We start from the raw sequence: 16,414 nt of genomic DNA, 5'->3' as shown, positions 1-16,414 counted from the left end.
GTATGTGTTGTTTAAATCTGGAAAAAATAACCTCAAAGAATCATGTGCTCCGGCTCATATATACAAGTGTTTTCCCTAGTCAGATAAACATTTTTCTTCACTAATTGAGGAATTAGACAAGAAAAGAGTTGTCTATACTTGGCATTTGTCCCCCAAACTGTCGTAATCTCATTTAGCGAGAAAAATACCCCCAACTTTTCTCAGAATCAGAACCACATTTCCCCCGTATAAACATCACCCAATTTGGAGCAACCCCCCTATGGCTTTCAATCGTCGAAACTTTCTTACTTCATCACTTACCGCTCTTGCAGGAGCAGGTCTAGCAGCTGCCACCCCTGCCGCTGCTGTTGAGGCGGTAGGCCCACGCATTAATCGGTGGAAGCTTGCCTTTGATGAAAATTTTGATGGTAACGCAGTAGATACCACCAAATGGAATATCCGAGATAGTGAACCTTTCCTTGCAGGTGTACCCGGCACCTGGGGTAATGCCCCCGGGAATACCCCCACCGTCAACTCCGCAAAATGCGTCAATGTAAAAGACGGGCGCGCAGTATTCCACCTTGAAAAGCTCCAAAAGCCCGTGATGGTTGACGGCAAGCGCCGCGACTTCAAGGGCGGATACTTGGACAGCCGCGGCAAGTTCTCCGCCGAATACTTCCGTGTGGAAACTCGCATGAAAATGCCTTCGGGCCCTAATGCTCACGGCAACCACGCATGCCTCTGGTTCCGTCCGGACGATAACGGTGAGTACAACCCCAACGCCACCCTTCCCTCGTTGGAAATTGATCTCAACGAGTATTACGGCGTCAACTACCAGGGCAAAGCTAATAATTTTGATATTACTCAGCGCACCGAAACCTCTGTGCACTTCGACCAGACCGGTGGCAATAAAGCTGATAACCGTTCGGTCTACGGCATGGGCTGGCTTCCTCGGGAACCCCGTGACTTGCAGAATGAATGGCACACCTGGGCGGTAGAAGTAACACCGGACCAGGGTATCGTGGTGACTTTTGATAATAAGCATGTACTTTGCCACGTGCCTGCTAATGATCCTCGCTTGCTGGCTGCTAAAAAGCCCGGAACTAAGATGCACATGCGCCTCAACTTTGAAGGCGGCACCCAGTATTGGGGTCCTGTCACTGCAGGTAACAAGCTGGACGGCACCATGGAAGTTGATTACATTCGTGCTTGGAAATATATGGGTTAATAAAAGCGTGTGTGTCGGTTTGTTGCAATCTTCGCAAGGTGTAAAATCGCACATCAACCAGGCTTTTTTCAAATCCTGAAGAAGTATTTGTGGAAAAACATAAAAGTTACCCCAAAGTAACCCACAAATGCCAGAAGCATCTAGTATTTTTAGACAAGTGCCCTTAGGTGCTTAGTAGTACTCACTTACACTTCTTATTACCCTCAGGAGAACCCCCATGTCTCAGGTAAAAATCGGCAATCGCTCTGGCCTTAAGGTTGCCTCCGTTGCATCGGCAACTATCGCCCTCCTTGCAACAGGCACTCTTGCCCCTGCTCTTGCAGCGGATGACGCTAACCAGCAGGTAGTCTCCGCTACCGCAGCGGTAGTTGCTAACAGCGCGGTTAACCTTGCCGACGGCGTCTTGATTGAAACTGCCGAAAACCCCACTATCGCCGCGGACGGTACTTCAACCGGTCTTGCTACGGTGGAGTCCGCCGAAATTCAGAACCTAGAAATCATTCTGGAATCAGCCAAGACTGAGCTAACCGTTGGCACAAAAGATACGGTAAAAATTGCTGAAAATTCTGTAGGAGCGGCTATCAAGGCATACCCCAATGCTCGCGTGCTGGGTGCCTGGACCGTTTCGGATCCTTCGATTCTGACCGTGACCCCGCAAGGTGCTATTGAGGCGAAAGCTCCTGGCACTGCGACCGTTACCTTCACTTCCGCAGAGGTCTCCCAGGGAGTCGTTACCGAAGGTACACGTTCTGTGACCTTGGAAATCACCGTGGTTGCAGCAGAAGAACCTACACCAGCTGTAACGGAGACCCCCGCACCGGTAGAGACGGCGGCCCCTGCTCCTACCGCACCGGAAGCTCCCGCACCTGTTGCATCGGAAACCCCGGCTCCTGTAGCCTCCGAGACCGCTGCACCTGTAGAGACGGCAACTCCCGCTCCTGCAGAGGTTACAGTAACTTCTGCTGCGGCTGCAGATGCACCTACTGCCCCAGCTGAGACTGCAGAAGCACCTGCACCGGTAGCGGCACAGGCTCCTGCACCTACTGACGCAGTAGCAACTTCCGCTGTGGCCGCTGAAGCTCCTGCAAGCCAGGCAGTTGCCCCTCGCGCCGCTGCGGCGTCCACCTCTGTCTATGAGAACTGCGCCGATGTTCACGCCAAGCTGGGCCGTGAAATCCACCAAAACGAAGTTGGCTACGAGCCCAAGCTGGATCGCGACGGCGACGGCGTCGGATGCGAACTCACTCCTGACTACGAGAACACTCAGAATGGCTCTGAGCAGACCGTAGTTAACCAGGGCGGTTCTGAGAACACCTCTAGCACCAACGGTATCTACCCCTCGGATGATTCCCGTTCTGCGGACTCCTTGGCGTCCAGCGACCCTGCTAACGCTTACTATGGTTCGACCGAGACTACCTTGGCGAACACAGGCTTTAGTGCGATGGGTATCTTCGCTGGCGGCATGACCCTGCTTGGTCTGGGTACCGCTGCAGTAGTGACCTCGCGCCGTAAAGCTGTATAAGCTTTTTCACGCAAGATAAAACCGTGCCGCATCATGAACACCATGGTGCGGCACGGTTTTATCAAAAGAGCCCGTTATCGGGGGAGGCTCTAGAGGAATGAGACTCTCAGTGACTGCGTGGTGAGGGTCTTCTTCTTCATTTTGAGCCCCAGATCAGCGTAAGAGATTGTGAAATCCTGGTGTTCCTCAGGGAGCTCTGGGGAGAAATCTAGCTTGCTAGCGTGTAGCGACTATTTAAGTTTTTCACCAATCTTCAGATGAATAACACTAGGTCCTCTCGTTTCGAGAGCTTTAGTCACGCTCTCTGCCAGTGTCTCCATGGTTGCTTCAATACCTGTAGCGCCGAAGCCTTCTGCCAGTTGCACCCAGTTGGGCTGAACGAGGTTGACGGCGATGGGCGCAATGCCGCGATCGCGCTCATTTTGGCGAATTTCGCCGTAGCCGCCGTTATCCACACAGATAATGGGTAGGTCAAGATTTTGTTCCACCGCGGTCATGAGCTCTTGGATAGCGAACATCAGCGCGCCGTCGCCCAAAAGGCAGACCACAGGACGATCGGGGGCGGCAATCTTAGCGCCCACTGCCGCGGGAAGGCCGTAACCGAGAGTTGCGTACGTTGCCATGTACAGCAGGGAATTGGGGCGGGGCGCGCGGTAGAACGTAGTGGTTCCCATGTAGGTAACCTGTGAGGAGTCACCGGAAATAATAGTGTTCTCCGGCAAGATGTCCATAATTTTTTCGTTGAGCGCGGCAAGCTCGAGAGCCAGCTCGCGGCCTTCGTCATCGAGCGCGTCAAAAACACTCTGAAGGTCGCGAACTTCGCGGCTTTCTTCGGTCACGCCCTCCTCTTCTAATGCCTTCAAAAGCTGAGGAACAACAGCCTTGGAATTGCCGGGAAGTTCGATATCTGGGGTGATGTTGGTGAGCATCTGCGAGCGCTCAATATCAATACGGATGACGGGCCCGGCGGGGCGGATGTCGCCGTCCCACAGCTCGGCTTCACCGATTTTTGAGCCGATAATGAGCATGGCGTCTGAGGAGCGGCAGAACTCGTGGGCAGAGGAGAGGCGCAGGTCCGCGCCGAGGGAGAGGCGGTGCTTTTCGGGGATGGCGCCCTTGCCGTTGATGGAGGTAATGACGGGCGCTTTGAGAAGTTCTGCCAACGTGAGGAGGTCTGCTGCGGCGGGAATCGAGCCGCCGCCAGCAACGATAACGGGGTGCTTGGACGCGGCCAGTAGCTTTGCGGCTTCTTTGACGTCCTCTAGCGGTGCGGGTTGGGGCTTGCCGATGGGGCGAGCCTGCAACAGTGCGTCGTCGATGTCGGTTTCACGTTCGAGGACGTCGAGGGGTACCTCGATGTGAATGGGGCGGGGGCGAGCGTGCGCGAAGGAGCGGAAGGCGGTGTGGATGATATCAACGGCTTCTTCGGCGGAGTTCACGCGGCGGGAAAATTCAACGATTGAATTCACCGCACCGGTGGGATTCTTGGTTTCGTGAAGGGCGCCGATGTCGCGGTATTCCTGGCCGACGGGGCGGCCGGGGGAGAGGATAATCATCGGGCGCGATTCAGCGTAGGCGGTTGCAGCACCCGAAAGAGAGTTCAAAAGGCCGGGCCCGGAGGTGGTGATAACGACGCCGGGGAGCCCGCGCACCTGTGACCAGCCGTCGGCACCGTAGGAGGCGCCCTGTTCGTGGCGAGTGGTGACCGGTTTGATGTTGAGCTCGGGCAGATGGCGGTAGAACTCTAGGTTGTGAGTTCCTGGGATGCCGAAGATGGTGTCGATGCCGTAGTTTTTCAGGGTTGCAAGAATGGCGTAGCCTGCGTTGCGGCGCGATTCAGTAGTTTCCACAGGGGTCTCCTTGATAGCGCGGATGCGCATGAGGGGTGGGAAGCTCAGGCAGGGTGGTTCGCCCTGAAACTGTTTGTCCCAGGTGGGACTATGACAGTTTATAAGTAAGTTCCGCGTAATCTAAGGATTGTTCTCTCTGAAATGTTATCCAGCTCACGTATAAAGATGCAGGGTGGGGGTTCATACTAACTGCAGAAAGTGCAAAATGATTATTCTTCGATCCTAAAAGTAACGAAACCAAGCCGTACTTAATTATTTGATAAGTTGGAAGAGTCCCACGCCTCAACACCAAGGAACCCCTGTGACTTTTCCCCAAACACACCGCGCCCTCCCCCTCACCGCTCTGGCTCTTGCCACTGCCATGATTTTCTCCGGCTGCGGGGCAAACTCTGAGAACACTCAGGATTCGAACGCCTCATCGTCCGCAGCCACCGAGTCTTCAGCTTCAAAAGAATCACCCGCGGCGTCGTCGTCCAGCATCTCGGACGAAACCAACCAAAAACCCGCTGAACTCTTCGGCGGTGGAACCGAAATCTTCCCTGACCGACGGTTTGTTGCGCTCTATGGGTCACCGGAAAATGCATCTCTGGGTGTGCTGGGCGAATACTCACCCCAAGAGGCAGTAAAGCAAGCAAAAACTCTTGCCGAGCAGTACCAACCGTTTAGCAAAGAACCCGTCCAACCCGCGTTTGAAATCATCGCTACGGTTGCCAGCAGCGAAGCTGGGGAGGATGGCGATTATTCCCGGGAACTATCCGTGAAGAAGCTCCTACCTCTCATCGAGGAAGCAGAGAAAAACGGGGTGTACGTCATTCTTGATTTACAGCCGGGGCACGATACCTTTCCCCACCAGGTGAAACAGTATGAGGAGCTCCTCAAACGCCCCAATGTAGGTATTGGGCTTGACCCCGAATGGCGGCTAGCGCCGGGGCAAATGCACCTGCAACAAATCGGTAGCGTGGACGCCGCCGAAGTCAACGAAGCCTTAGAAGTAGTAGCTGACGTGGTGAAACAAGAAAAACTTCCGCAAAAATTAGTGGTTCTCCATCAGTTCACCCAAACCATGATTACTAACCGCGAGCTGATTGATACCTCCCACCCTGAACTCGCGCTGACCATCCACGCAGATGGACACGGCACACCCGACCTGAAAAAAGATACCTATAACGCTCTCTTGCAGGGGCTATCTCCAGAAATCTACCCCTCGTGGAAGAACTTCTACGATGAAGACACCCCCACTCTCTCCCCCGAGCAGACCTATAACCTGAACCCGAAACCCTGGGTTGTCACCTACCAGTAATCCCAGATGAGGAGCTCGTTGTGGAAATTTTTAGTAAACACGGAACTGAACGCGCTGTCGATTGGGAAGCAGCTGGCCTTCGCTGGTTAGGGCAAGCGCAGGACGACGGCGGGGCGCGTGTGGCTGAGGTCGTTTCTGCAGAGGGTGAACGGCTGGTTATTGAACGTATTTCCGAAAGCTCTCCTGATCGCAGTATTGCCTGTGACTTTGGCGCTCGCCTCGCCCGAACCCATCAGGCAGGGGCCGAAGCATACGGCGCAGGCCCTGCCGGGTGGGAAGGTTCTGGCTTACAGGGTCCTGCTGGTAATCAGCTAGAGCTCCCTCTGAATCACCACAGCAACTGGGGCTCAATGTGGGCGCAAGAACGCATCGCCCCTCTAGTGCGCAAAGTTGAAGATTATGGTGCCCATGAGCGAGGGGTATTTGGGGAACTGTGCGCTTTGCTGCGCGAGGGAAACTTCGATGGCTCTTACGGGGAGGGGGCAACCCCCGCCCGTGTTCACGGGGATCTGTGGGCAGGGAACGTTTTGTGGACCGAGAGCGAAGCGGTGCTCATTGACCCAACCCCCTATGGCGGTCATCCTGAAGACGATTTGGCGGCGCTCGCTCTCTTTGGCGCTCCTCATTTGGATGACATTATTCAGGGTTATCAGCAGGTAAGCCCCCTTGATAAGGGATGGGAAGACCGCGTGGAACTCCATCAACTTCACCTCTTGCTCCTCCACGCCGTGCTCTTTGGAGCGGACTACGCCCGTCAGGCGTTGAAAGTGGCGCGAAAATACATATAGGGCTGGTGGTGAGATACCAGGAAAGTGAACGAGGTACCGTCTTAGTGCGGTACCTCGTTCGCTTTTCTAGTACCTGGCGCAAAAAATACTGCTACACAAAATTCCCAAATACCCAGAAATTGTTGCATAGTGGGATACGACACATTCCACAATGTAGGCATCGCCGTCTGCACTGACCTCAGATTCCTGGAGGACCCCATGAGCACACACCAAAAGTCTGCCGCAGAGAACGCTAAACCGTCGTTCTCCGCTTACCCCAACCGCGTTATCGCAACCGGTGCCGACGGCGTCGAACGAGTTGGCCCCGTCAACGCCGCTGAGGTTCCCCGCTGGGCAGGTAACGGCACCTTCGCTCGTCTGCCGCGTTTGGACGAGGTAGAAAAAGCAGACATTGTGATTGCAGGTATGCCCTGGGACTCTGGCGTTTCTTACCGCCCCGGTGCTCGTTTTGGCGCCAACCACGTGCGTGAGGCATCCCGCTTGCTGCGCCCCTTCAACCCTGCCGCTAATATCTCTCCCTTCAAGGAAGCGCAGGTGGCAGATGCGGGCGATATCATCGGTAATCCCTTCAATATTGAAGCTGGACTCGCTGAGATGGAAGCCGGTGCACACGAACTCACTAGGGATGGCGCCAAGCTGGTGACCATCGGCGGCGACCACACTATCGCCCTAGCTAACCTGCGCAATATGGCAAAGAAACACGGCAAGATTGCCCTGCTGCACTTCGACGCCCACCTAGATACCTGGGATACCTACTTCGGCGCCGAATACACCCACGGAACGCCCTTCCGCCGCGCCTTTGAAGAAGACCTACTGGACACCGGCGCGCTCTCCCATGTGGGTACTCGCGCGTCGCTCTACGGCACCGAGGACCTCGACGACGATCGCCGCTTCGGCTTCGGCATCATATCTTCTGCCGACGTTTACTACCTGGGCGTGAAGAAGGTTGTAGAGCTACTTCGCGCACGTATTGGCGACCGCCCGCTCTATATTTCTATCGACATCGACGTGCTCGACCCCGCTCACGCTCCCGGCACCGGCACCCCCGAAGCTGGTGGTATCACCTCCCGCGAACTGCTGGAAATCCTGCGCGGACTGCGCGGTCTCAACCTTGTGGGCTCGGAACTCGTGGAAGTTTCCCCCGCCTACGATCACGCAGAACTCACCGGCATTGCCGCCGCCCATGTAGTCTACGAACTCGTCTCCCTGCACGCCGCCGGCGTCAATTCAGGTACCGCTTCACCGGCGTACGGCGAAGCCGACATCACCTACGGCAAATAAGTCTTTATCAACCACCGGAAGGAAATCTCTGTGGTAAAAATTCAAGAACTTTTGGACGACGCCAACCCGGCAGAAGCGCGCATTATGAAGCACTTCGCTAACCGCGCAGGGGGTTTTCGCCCCTCTGCCGTCCGTGACGTCTTTGAAGTGGCAATGCGCCCGGGTATCATTTCTCTTGCTGGCGGCAATCCCGATTTAGACTTGTTGCCCCTCGACGAGCTGGGGGCGATGTCCGCCCGCATTATTGAAAAGGAAGGGCTGGAAGTTCTACAGTACGGCTCCGGCGCTGGCCTGGAAGAACTCGCCGAGCTGGTCTGCGAATTCATGAAATCTGAAGGATCTTCACCTGCCCTTGAAGAGATTCAAATGACCGCTGGCTCCCAGATGGGTCTGGATCTCGCCACCAAATTGTTTGTGAACCCCGGCGACGTCATTCTCGCCGAAGGCCCCACCTACACCGGTGCGCTAGGCACTTTTGAGGGATATGAAGCCGACGTACGCCAGGTTGCATTAGACGGCGATGGGCTCGACCCCGCCGCCGTCCGCGAAGCTATCAAAGCTATTCAATCTGAGGGTAAAGAGGTCAAGTTCCTCTACACCATCCCCAACTTCCAGAACCCTACCGGTGTGACCCTTTCCGACGACCGCCGCGAGGAACTGACCCGCATCTGCCGCGAGCTGGACGTCCTGATTGTGGAAGATAACCCCTACGGCCAGCTCTCATTCGACGGCCTGCGCCACCGTTCCCTGCACTCCTATGACCCTGAAAATGTGCTTTACCTGGGGAGCTTCTCTAAGGTTTTCTCCCCGGGCGTGCGCGTGGGTTGGATGGTAGCTCCCGAACGAGTGCGAAAGTTCCTGCAGATTGCTGGCGAAGCTGTGACCATCTGCCCCTCGGTACTGTCGCAGCGTTTGGTGCTGGGATTCATGGCAGAGGGAATGTGGGAACCTCACACCCGCCGTACCGCTGCGCTCTATAAAGAACGGTGCGAGGCCGTGCTCGCCGCCTGCGAAAAGTACATGCCAGAAGGCACCACCTGGACGACGCCGTCGGGCGGTTTCTTCACCTGGCTTACGCTGCCTGAAGGTGGCAAGTACGCCGATGCTGCTGACGCTCTTGCGCCCGCCATCGAAAACGGTGTGGTGTTCGTGCCCGGGTCGGCGTTTTTCGAAACTGTGGACGGTAAAAACCCCGGCGCGAACCAGCTGCGGATTGCATTCTCGTCGGTGGAGCCTACCGTGCTTGAAGAGGGCGTGAAGCGTTTGGCTGAGGTGCTATAAGGCATCCTTTTCGCCCGTGGTATAGAAAAACACACTGCCTGCCCCGCATCCCTTGCTTCTTCGCTGGGATGCGGGGCAGTCCGTGTGTTTTCAGATGGGGTAGATAGAGTATTTATTGACCTATAAAGGACGATGACGGCGTAATAGAGGGGGGCCAATGAGAAAACATAAAGCGGAAGGGAATTCTGGAACAGTCCCGAAGTCAATCATTACCCTCCTTGGTCCTGCTTTCATCGCTGCTATTGCCTATGTGGATCCGGGTAATGTGGCGGCCAATATTACAGCGGGAGCACGCTATGGATTCCTGCTCGTATGGGTTCTGGTAGTAGCTAATCTCATGGCGGTAGCAATTCAGTACCAATCGGCAAAACTTGGTTTAGTAACTGGCAAGTCTTTGCCCGAGCTCATGGGAGCCAGACTATCTCGTCCAGCCCGGCTACTCTACTGGGCGCAGGCGGAACTGGTGGCCCTGGCTACTGATCTTGCAGAAATCATTGGTGGAGCCATCGCATTACAGCTTCTTTTTGATCTGCCCCTACTATGGGGCGGATGTATTACAGGAGCTATTTCAGTTGGGCTTCTATCGTTCCAATCTAAGCGGTCACAAACCCATTTTGAATTTGTAATTATTGGGTTGCTTCTTATTATCACAGCGGGTTTTTTGACCGGCTTGATACTCAATCCTCCACCGATAAATCAGGTTGCCAGCGGCCTTATTCCCCGGTTTGAGGGAGCAGAATCGGTACTGGTAGCTGCCAGTATGTTAGGTGCTACGGTGATGCCGCACGCGATCTATCTTCATTCATCTTTGGTCAACCACCGGCATGGATCCCTGGCAGAACGAACCACGAGCTTGCCCCGACTTATTCGCGGTACTCGCCTCGACGTCGTCTTAGCACTCACAGTCGCTGGCACCGTAAATATTGGGTTGCTCTTGCTTGCAGCTTCAGCCTTACGCGGTGTGGACGGCACCGACGATATCGCTGGCGCCCATGGAGCTATTGAGTCTGCTTACGGTTCTACTGTTGGTGTGATTTTTGCTCTTGGTCTACTAGCATCTGGTCTTGCATCAACCTCGGTTGGTTCCTACGCCGGCTCAGAAATCATGCACGGTCTCATTCGCCGTAGAATCCCACTTCTCTACCGCAGACTTATCACTTTATTGCCAGCATTGGTTGTTCTGGCTTGGGGCATAAACCCAACTCAGGCGCTTGTAATTTCCCAGATGCTACTGAGCTTTGGCATTCCGTTTGCCCTGATACCGCTAGTTAGGCTGACATCCGATAAGACCCTGATGGGGGCTTATCGAGACAGTCTATTCTTGCGTATTTTTTCTTGGTCCGCTGTCTTCCTGATTATTTGCCTTAACTTCATCTTGGTGGTTCTTACTCTTACGAGTTAGGTCAAGATAAAGAAAGTATTCGCTGACAGAGCCAGCTACGTTTCTAACCCCACTCAGGATTTTCTATATCTGCCCCGTGGGCGGCAGCGTTGGCGGCTATCGCGTCGTGAATCCACTGAGCCAGACCAGTCTCACGTTCGTCGTAATGCTGAGTAAAACGCGGATCTGCAAGGTAACTCTTGGCAATGAGCACTTGCTGAGAGTATGAACAGTCAAAGTAGCGGTTGATGCTTTCCAAATGACGCTCTGCTAGCGCATTTGCGAAATCTGAACCGGGGGCGACGCCATCGCGCAAAGCCTGAGCACAGTCGGCTTCCAGTGCCTCACCTTCGGCGGTTGCCTGAGCCCAATCGTCGCTGGTGAATTTCGCCGTTCGCTGTGCAGACTGCCGGTAAGCATCGGTGTGGCCGTATCGGCGTTCGGTTTCTTCAGCGTATTGGGCGTGTGCCGCACGAGCTTTGTCGGCGGGAGATGGGTTGTTCATGTTGACCTCCATCAGAGTTTCTACCGCATGCAAAACAGATTGCAGGTTGCGGATTTTTGCGGCGAGGAGCTCTTTCTGCCGTTCAAGGTGCTGTGCGGTGGCGCCGTCGTCGATCATGTTGCCAATCTCAGCGAGAGAAAAATCAAGGCTTCGGTACACCAAAATCTGGTGCAGGCGGTCAATATCGTTAGCCGAATACAAACGGTATCCCGTGGAGGTGCGTGCAGGGACTATCAGCCCCTTATCTTCAAAATGATGAAGTGTGCGAACGCTCACTCCCATCAGTTGGGCGACTTCACCCACGCTGAGCGAATCATGGTTAAACGGTTTCATAGCTCCTCCTAACACCGCCCACTGTAGAAACTGACGTTGCGTGAGGGTCAAACGGGTCTAAGAAAAAAGTACACACTTCCCGCAAAAATACATGTTCAAGCATGTACTTTTGCGGGAAGTGTGTACTTTTTCGGCGGGCGCCCTCACACGACACCAAACTCACCGCGCAGTGACGCCGCCGCGAAGGCTCTTCGCCACAGCCTTAGCCTGTGCCGCGTAAGCTCCGGATCCTGAAACCTTCTCCACGTTATCTGCCGCGATGCCACCCCATTCGGTTGCGATTCCACCGGGTTCAATAATCACCACGTCAATGCCGAAAGGTTCAACCTCTATACGCAACGAATCGCTGAGGGCCTCCAACGCAAATTTTGTACCGTGGTACCAGCCGCCCAGCGGGGTGTACATCTTGCCACCCATCGACGAAATATTGACGATAGTTCCTGAGCGTTGCGCTCGCATGTGGGGGAGCACTTTCTGAGTCAGGCTCATCGCACCGAAAATATTGACTTCAAACTGGCGGCGCGCCTCGTCCAAGGGAGTGTCCTCGATAGAGCCGTAAGAACCGTAGCCGGCGTTGTTTACCAGGACGTCGATGCGACCTGTTTCTGCAATAATCTGCTCCACCGCGGCGGTAACAGAAGCATCATCGGTCACGTCCAACGCTAGGGTGCGCATTCTGGCTTCTTCGAGCTTTTTCATGCGGTCCACACGACGCGCCGCTCCGTAGACGGTGTAACCCAGTTCCTGTAATTTGTGGGCGGTGACTTCACCGATTCCCGACGAAGCGCCGGTGACAAGAGCAACTTTTTCAGACATTGCTTTCCCCTTCAAGTAATTGATAGTGAAAGTTATTCTTCCACGTCAAAGAGGCTAAATGCTCAGAAGATGGCTCAATTCATCTGGCAATACCCAGAGAAAGCCCCAAAGTTCATGCGTCATTCACCCTGATTTTTGGGTTATTTCTTTCGAACCACTCATGCTTTATGTCTATGCCGGTGTAAACGTATTCAGTTTCAAAGGAGATTCCATGCCTCGCACCATCTTTGCCCACCGAGGACTTTCTTCCGTCGCACCAGAGAACACTCTGGTTGCCATCGGTGCTTGTGCAGAAAACAAGGTGAAATGGTTCGAAACAGACGTGGATATTCTGGGCGATAGCACGCCCGTCGTCATTCATGACACCCACCTGGATCGCACTACCAACAGAACCGGTTCCATCTATGACCTCACCGCAGAGGACTTAGAGGGAATCGATGCGGGAGCCTGGTTCGGGAGTGAGTACCGCGGGCAGAAGTTGCCTACCCTGGCTCAGCTGGTGGAGCTGATGAACCGCAAGGAGCTCAACGGGAACATCGAGCTCAAGCTCAATGGGCAAGGCGCTGAGAAAACGTTGGAGCTTATCGACGCCGTCATTGCAGAGCTCGGCAAGCTAGATGAGGATCGAGAAGTTATTATCAGCTCTTTCGATCATCTGGCCTTGGCTGAGTTTAAGCGTCATGCGCCCCAGTATCGGGTAGCTGCGCTGATGACTCCTGAGATGCTGGCGACTAACTGGCGTTCCACCCTGGAGCTGATGGGGGCAGAGGTTGTTCACCCAGATCATGCGGCTCTTACGAGGGAGAACGTCAAAGCTCTTAAGGATGCAGGCTATGAGATTAACGCCTGGACCGTGAATACTCGGGGTCGTGCTAATGAGTTGTTGAACTGGGGTGTGGACGGGATTATCACCGATTTCGCTCATGAGTATGTTGATTTGGAGAAAGAGCCTCAGAAGTAGAGAGCCCTGAATATAACAGCCTGAACGTCAAAGACCGCCAGAGTTCGTGTGTGACCGTCAGATAACGGTCAGGCACTAACGCTGGCGGTCTTTTTGTGTGTAGAGCCGAGTGTAACCAAGGGAACGCGATAAATATCCGCTTGTCAGCGCATGGATGATAAAGTCAAAAGTAAAATAAGTATTTATAATGCGAATTTAGCGAAGGAACGGTCATGACAAGTGCAAACACCCAACCCTACGACTGGGAATCCCGGGCCGACGACGTCCAAAAAGACCAAATTGCTTCCTACGACGCTATGCGAGCAAAATGCCCCGTAGCCCACGACGAGTTCATGGGCTATTCCCTCTTCAAAAACGAAGACGTCAAATTCGCGCTTGCCCACCCAGAGATTTTCTCCAACCGTGTTTCTACCCGTCACATCGCCGTACCCAACGGCATGGACCAACCTGAACACACACCCTTCAGAGCCATCAACGACCGCTACTTCACACCCGAGCGGATGCAAGAATTCGAACCCAAAATCCGCACAGAGGTTAAAAGCCTGGTAGAAGCTCTACCCCGTGGCGAAGACATCGATATCATGTCAGAATTCGCCAAACTGTATGCCGTACGTATTCAGAATGCCTTCATGGGCTGGCCGGCATGTCTAGAACAGCCACTCATCGAGTGGATGGAGAAAAATCGTGCTGCTACCCTCAGGCGAGACCGCCAAGAAATCGAAAAAGTCGCCCTAGAATTCGATGGCTACATCCAAGACCTCCTCCGCCTGAGAAAAGAAGCTGGCGCGCAGGCACCCAAGGACATCACCACCGAACTACTCCACGACCTTATTGACCTCAGCGCCATAAGCCCCGGTGAAGATCAGCGCACCATGACCGATGAAGAACTAGTCTCTCTCATCAGGAACTGGACAGTCGGTGAGCTCTCTACCGTTTCAGCCTGTGCTGGGATTATCGTCAATTTCCTGGGCAAGAACCCTCAGGAGGCACAACGTTTACGTGAGAACCCCTCAGAAACTCCTGCAGCGGTAGAAGAAATCATGCGTTTAGAGGACCCCCTGGTGACGAACCGCCGTCTCACTACCCAGGACGTTGAGGTAGGTGGGCGTACTATCCCGGCAGGTTCTCGAGTAACCATTAACTGGACCTCAGCTAACCGGGACGAAGATGCTTTCGAGAAGGCCACGGAATATCACCCAGGCCGGAATCAGGACAACAATCTGGTCTACGGGGCTGGTATTCATGTGTGTCCCGGTGCCCCCTTGGCGCGTCTAGAATTGCGCATCCTGGTAGAAGAACTTCTTGCTGCTACGGAGAGCATTGAAGTAAAAACTACCAAGAATTCGGTGTATCCGGTTGTCGGGTACTCGCAGGTAGTAGCAGTCTTTCAGTAAATCTCTGAGTGCAAATGACCGCCAGAGTTGGTGTGTGACCGTCAGATAACGGTCACACACCAACTCTGGCGGTCATTCAATTTTTAGATACCTCGGAGTGCTTTGCGCCAAGGTGCTTACCCTTTCCCTATATTGAAGTCTTTCTCACGCGCTAGTGACCTTCTTGATTTCATTCGGCGGGGGAGCAGCTATCGGCTTTGCAGGTGGCTGGCTCATTGCCCGCCTCGGGGCGCCGATTGAAAACCCCATGATTGGAAATCTCTTCCGCCTTCTCACCCCTTTCCTGATCTTTTTCTTGGCAGAAATGGTGGAGGCATCCGGTGTACTGGCGGTAGTGGTCTGCGGGCTCTACATGACGCAAGTTGGACCAAAATTTCAAAGCACAGGTTCACGATTTGTGGCACGCCCCTTCTGGGGGGTGGCCACCTATATCCTCAACTCCTTGCTCTTCTTCTTGATGGGTTACGTTCTGCCAGAGATTGCCAAAAACCTTAGTTCCGACACCCTCACCCATGCTCTGCAAGCAACGGTCGTGCTCTATCTGGTCATGCTCCTGGCGCGTTGCATCTTCATGGAACTGAGTATTTATAGCATTCGTATGCTGGATCGCCGTCCCTCCCAACGGGCCCACCGAACAACTTTCCGCGACCGTCTGGTCTCCAGCCTTGCCGGTTTCCGTGGAGGTATCTCCCTGGCGGTGGCGCTCTCCATCCCTGCTTTCCTGGCGGACGGCGAAGCCTTCCCCTCCCGCGACGTCGTGATCTTTGTGACTAGCGGAATCGTGATTCTTTCCCTGGTAGTTCAGGGTGCCTTGCTCCCTCTAGCCGTGCGATGGCAGCAGGCTAACCCCAACGTTAACTGGGGTGAGGAGTCCCTCTTGCAAGAGAAAGAAATTCGCGGCGCAATGATTGATTCTATGCGCAATATCGCCAAGAATCTGGACTCTATTGCCGTTGAGAATGAGATTTCAGAAGAGATTACTGACCGGGTGCGCCAGGAGATGACGGATCAGAAGAAGTCCTGGGAGCGGGCCCGGTTGAGATGGAGTAGTTGCCCTAACGGATGGTGTGGAGCTTTTCCTTGGAGAATTGCGGGTCGGGATCGCAGGTTACCTTGTATTTTGTATCTGCCAGTTCGGTAATTTTGGTGACGTACGCCTGAGTTTCCCCAAAGGGTGGGATTCCCTTATACTCTTCGACTGCGGCGGGACCGGCGTTGTAGCCTGCGAGGACAACCCGTAAGAGTTCGTCGTCGTTATGTGCAAAGGGAGCGAGGCGCTCCTTGAGATAACCGAGGTAGCGACCCTGCGCGGCAATGGAAGCTGAGGGGTCGGTGGGATCACCCTGACCGTACATCGCCCAGGTTTCGTCGGTGAACTGGGCGAGACCTTTCGCGCCTGCGTGGGAGGACGCCCCGGTGCGCCAGTCTGATTCGGTTTCAACCTGCGAGGCTATGATGCCGGTTCTAAAGCCAGATTCTTCGGAGGCCAGCTCGATGGCGTCGCGTACTTCGTTGGGGGCGTAGGTGAGGTCGGTTCGCCCACAGTAGTCCTCGTAGGTTTCGTGCAGTCCGATGACGCCGGCGCCCAGCAAGAGCCCCGAGGCGAGTACCTGCCAGTGGGCAAGAATACCTGCCCCAATGCGTAGGGCGGGGTTGCGGCGGGAGCCTTGTGCAACGGTTGAGGCTACCTGAGATGTGGAGGTCTGAGTGCTCTGCGAAGCGTCAGACTCGGGTTCGGGGTGTCGTTGTGTCATCGTCTACTAGAGTAACGTACACACGCTAGCCCCGCCGAGAA

The 16,414-nt window shown here is 54.6% G+C and carries 14 protein-coding genes; 10 read left to right on the top strand and 4 right to left on the bottom strand.

All coding sequences use genetic code 11. The annotated features are described in order from the left end of the window. Positions 1–259 precede the first annotated feature (259 nt). Both IDM48_RS10580 and IDM48_RS10575 read left to right on the top strand, forming a co-directional pair. Positions 260–1,207, top strand: coding sequence for a glycoside hydrolase family 16 protein (locus tag IDM48_RS10580; RefSeq protein ID WP_068171885.1), 948 nt, complete (start codon positions 260–262; stop codon positions 1,205–1,207). Positions 1,208–1,424: 217 nt separating this feature from the next. After that, complete coding sequence (locus IDM48_RS10575; RefSeq protein ID WP_190617359.1) at positions 1,425–2,729, top strand: excalibur calcium-binding domain-containing protein; 1,305 nt, start codon at positions 1,425–1,427, stop codon at positions 2,727–2,729. A 230-nt stretch (positions 2,730–2,959) separates the two neighbouring features. On the opposite strand, the gene IDM48_RS10570 is transcribed toward IDM48_RS10575, so the two are convergent. After that, complete coding sequence (locus IDM48_RS10570; RefSeq protein WP_238397979.1) at positions 2,960–4,579, bottom strand: thiamine pyrophosphate-binding protein; 1,620 nt, start codon at positions 4,577–4,579, stop codon at positions 2,960–2,962. Between the two features lie 301 nt (positions 4,580–4,880). Here IDM48_RS10570 and IDM48_RS10565 point away from each other — a divergent pair, with 301 nt between their 5' ends. The 5 genes from IDM48_RS10565 (at position 4,881) to IDM48_RS10545 (ending at position 10,631) form a co-directional block, all read left to right on the top strand. After that, positions 4,881–5,879 carry a sugar phosphate isomerase/epimerase gene (locus tag IDM48_RS10565; RefSeq protein WP_238397978.1) on the top strand — a complete coding sequence of 333 codons (999 nt, stop codon included), beginning with the start codon at positions 4,881–4,883 and terminating at the stop codon, positions 5,877–5,879. Positions 5,880–5,899: 20 nt separating this feature from the next. Beyond that, a complete protein-coding gene (locus tag IDM48_RS10560) occupies positions 5,900–6,667 on the top strand; it encodes a fructosamine kinase family protein (RefSeq protein WP_145176514.1) in 768 nt (255 codons plus the stop codon). Between the two features lie 198 nt (positions 6,668–6,865). Beyond that, on the top strand, positions 6,866–7,948 hold the full coding sequence (gene speB / locus IDM48_RS10555) for an agmatinase (protein ID WP_190617355.1): 1,083 nt from the start codon (positions 6,866–6,868) through the stop codon (positions 7,946–7,948). 30 nt (positions 7,949–7,978) lie between these two features. Next, on the top strand, positions 7,979–9,229 hold the full coding sequence (locus tag IDM48_RS10550) for an aminotransferase-like domain-containing protein (protein ID WP_238397977.1): 1,251 nt from the start codon (positions 7,979–7,981) through the stop codon (positions 9,227–9,229). Positions 9,230–9,386: 157 nt separating this feature from the next. Further along, positions 9,387–10,631 carry an Nramp family divalent metal transporter gene (locus IDM48_RS10545; protein ID WP_145176519.1) on the top strand — a complete coding sequence of 415 codons (1,245 nt, stop codon included), beginning with the start codon at positions 9,387–9,389 and terminating at the stop codon, positions 10,629–10,631. 43 nt (positions 10,632–10,674) lie between these two features. Here IDM48_RS10545 and IDM48_RS10540 read toward each other — a convergent pair whose 3' ends face one another. Both IDM48_RS10540 and IDM48_RS10535 read right to left on the bottom strand, forming a co-directional pair. Further along, positions 10,675–11,448, bottom strand: coding sequence for a MerR family transcriptional regulator (locus tag IDM48_RS10540; protein ID WP_190617353.1), 774 nt, complete (start codon positions 11,446–11,448; stop codon positions 10,675–10,677). 159 nt (positions 11,449–11,607) lie between these two features. Then, entirely contained in the window at positions 11,608–12,264 is a 657-nt protein-coding gene (locus IDM48_RS10535) for an oxidoreductase (RefSeq protein WP_190617352.1), read from the bottom strand. A gap of 211 nt (positions 12,265–12,475) precedes the next feature. On the opposite strand from IDM48_RS10535, the gene IDM48_RS10530 reads away from it, so the two are divergent. From IDM48_RS10530 to IDM48_RS10520, 3 genes are all read left to right on the top strand, one after another. Beyond that, positions 12,476–13,225: a glycerophosphodiester phosphodiesterase family protein gene (locus IDM48_RS10530; RefSeq protein WP_190617350.1), complete on the top strand. Its 750-nt coding sequence runs from the start codon at positions 12,476–12,478 to the stop codon at positions 13,223–13,225. A 212-nt stretch (positions 13,226–13,437) separates the two neighbouring features. Continuing rightward, a complete protein-coding gene (locus IDM48_RS10525; protein WP_202939880.1) occupies positions 13,438–14,619 on the top strand; it encodes a cytochrome P450 in 1,182 nt (393 codons plus the stop codon). A gap of 154 nt (positions 14,620–14,773) precedes the next feature. Continuing rightward, positions 14,774–15,760, top strand: a complete 987-nt coding sequence (locus tag IDM48_RS10520; RefSeq protein WP_190617348.1) for a cation:proton antiporter domain-containing protein — start codon at positions 14,774–14,776, stop codon at positions 15,758–15,760. Here the strand turns inward: IDM48_RS10520 and IDM48_RS10515 are convergent. Then, on the bottom strand, positions 15,675–16,373 hold the full coding sequence (locus tag IDM48_RS10515; RefSeq protein WP_190617346.1) for a lytic transglycosylase domain-containing protein: 699 nt from the start codon (positions 16,371–16,373) through the stop codon (positions 15,675–15,677). The two genes, IDM48_RS10520 and IDM48_RS10515, sit on opposite strands and share 86 nt — an antisense overlap. Positions 16,374–16,414: the final 41 nt, after the last annotated feature.

Source organism: Rothia amarae (assembly GCF_014705945.2).
Lineage (GTDB): Bacteria > Actinomycetota > Actinomycetes > Actinomycetales > Micrococcaceae > Rothia > Rothia amarae.
Note: the sequence above shows the minus strand (reverse complement) of the source record. Positions and strands in the feature narration are given on the sequence as shown.

Excerpts from the sequence above, each read along its gene's own strand:
- IDM48_RS10530 (WP_190617350.1), top strand. The coding sequence starts at position 12,476 with ATGCCTCGCACCATCTTTGCCCACCGAGGACTTTCTTCCGTCGCACCA.
- IDM48_RS10580 (WP_068171885.1), top strand. The coding sequence starts at position 260 with ATGGCTTTCAATCGTCGAAACTTTCTTACTTCATCACTTACCGCTCTT.
- speB (WP_190617355.1), top strand. The coding sequence starts at position 6,866 with ATGAGCACACACCAAAAGTCTGCCGCAGAGAACGCTAAACCGTCGTTC.
- IDM48_RS10525 (WP_202939880.1), top strand. The coding sequence starts at position 13,438 with ATGACAAGTGCAAACACCCAACCCTACGACTGGGAATCCCGGGCCGAC.
- IDM48_RS10540 (WP_190617353.1), bottom strand. The coding sequence starts at position 11,448 with ATGAAACCGTTTAACCATGATTCGCTCAGCGTGGGTGAAGTCGCCCAA.
- IDM48_RS10545 (WP_145176519.1), top strand. The coding sequence starts at position 9,387 with ATGAGAAAACATAAAGCGGAAGGGAATTCTGGAACAGTCCCGAAGTCA.
- IDM48_RS10575 (WP_190617359.1), top strand. The coding sequence starts at position 1,425 with ATGTCTCAGGTAAAAATCGGCAATCGCTCTGGCCTTAAGGTTGCCTCC.
- IDM48_RS10515 (WP_190617346.1), bottom strand. The coding sequence starts at position 16,373 with ATGACACAACGACACCCCGAACCCGAGTCTGACGCTTCGCAGAGCACT.
- IDM48_RS10535 (WP_190617352.1), bottom strand. The coding sequence starts at position 12,264 with ATGTCTGAAAAAGTTGCTCTTGTCACCGGCGCTTCGTCGGGAATCGGT.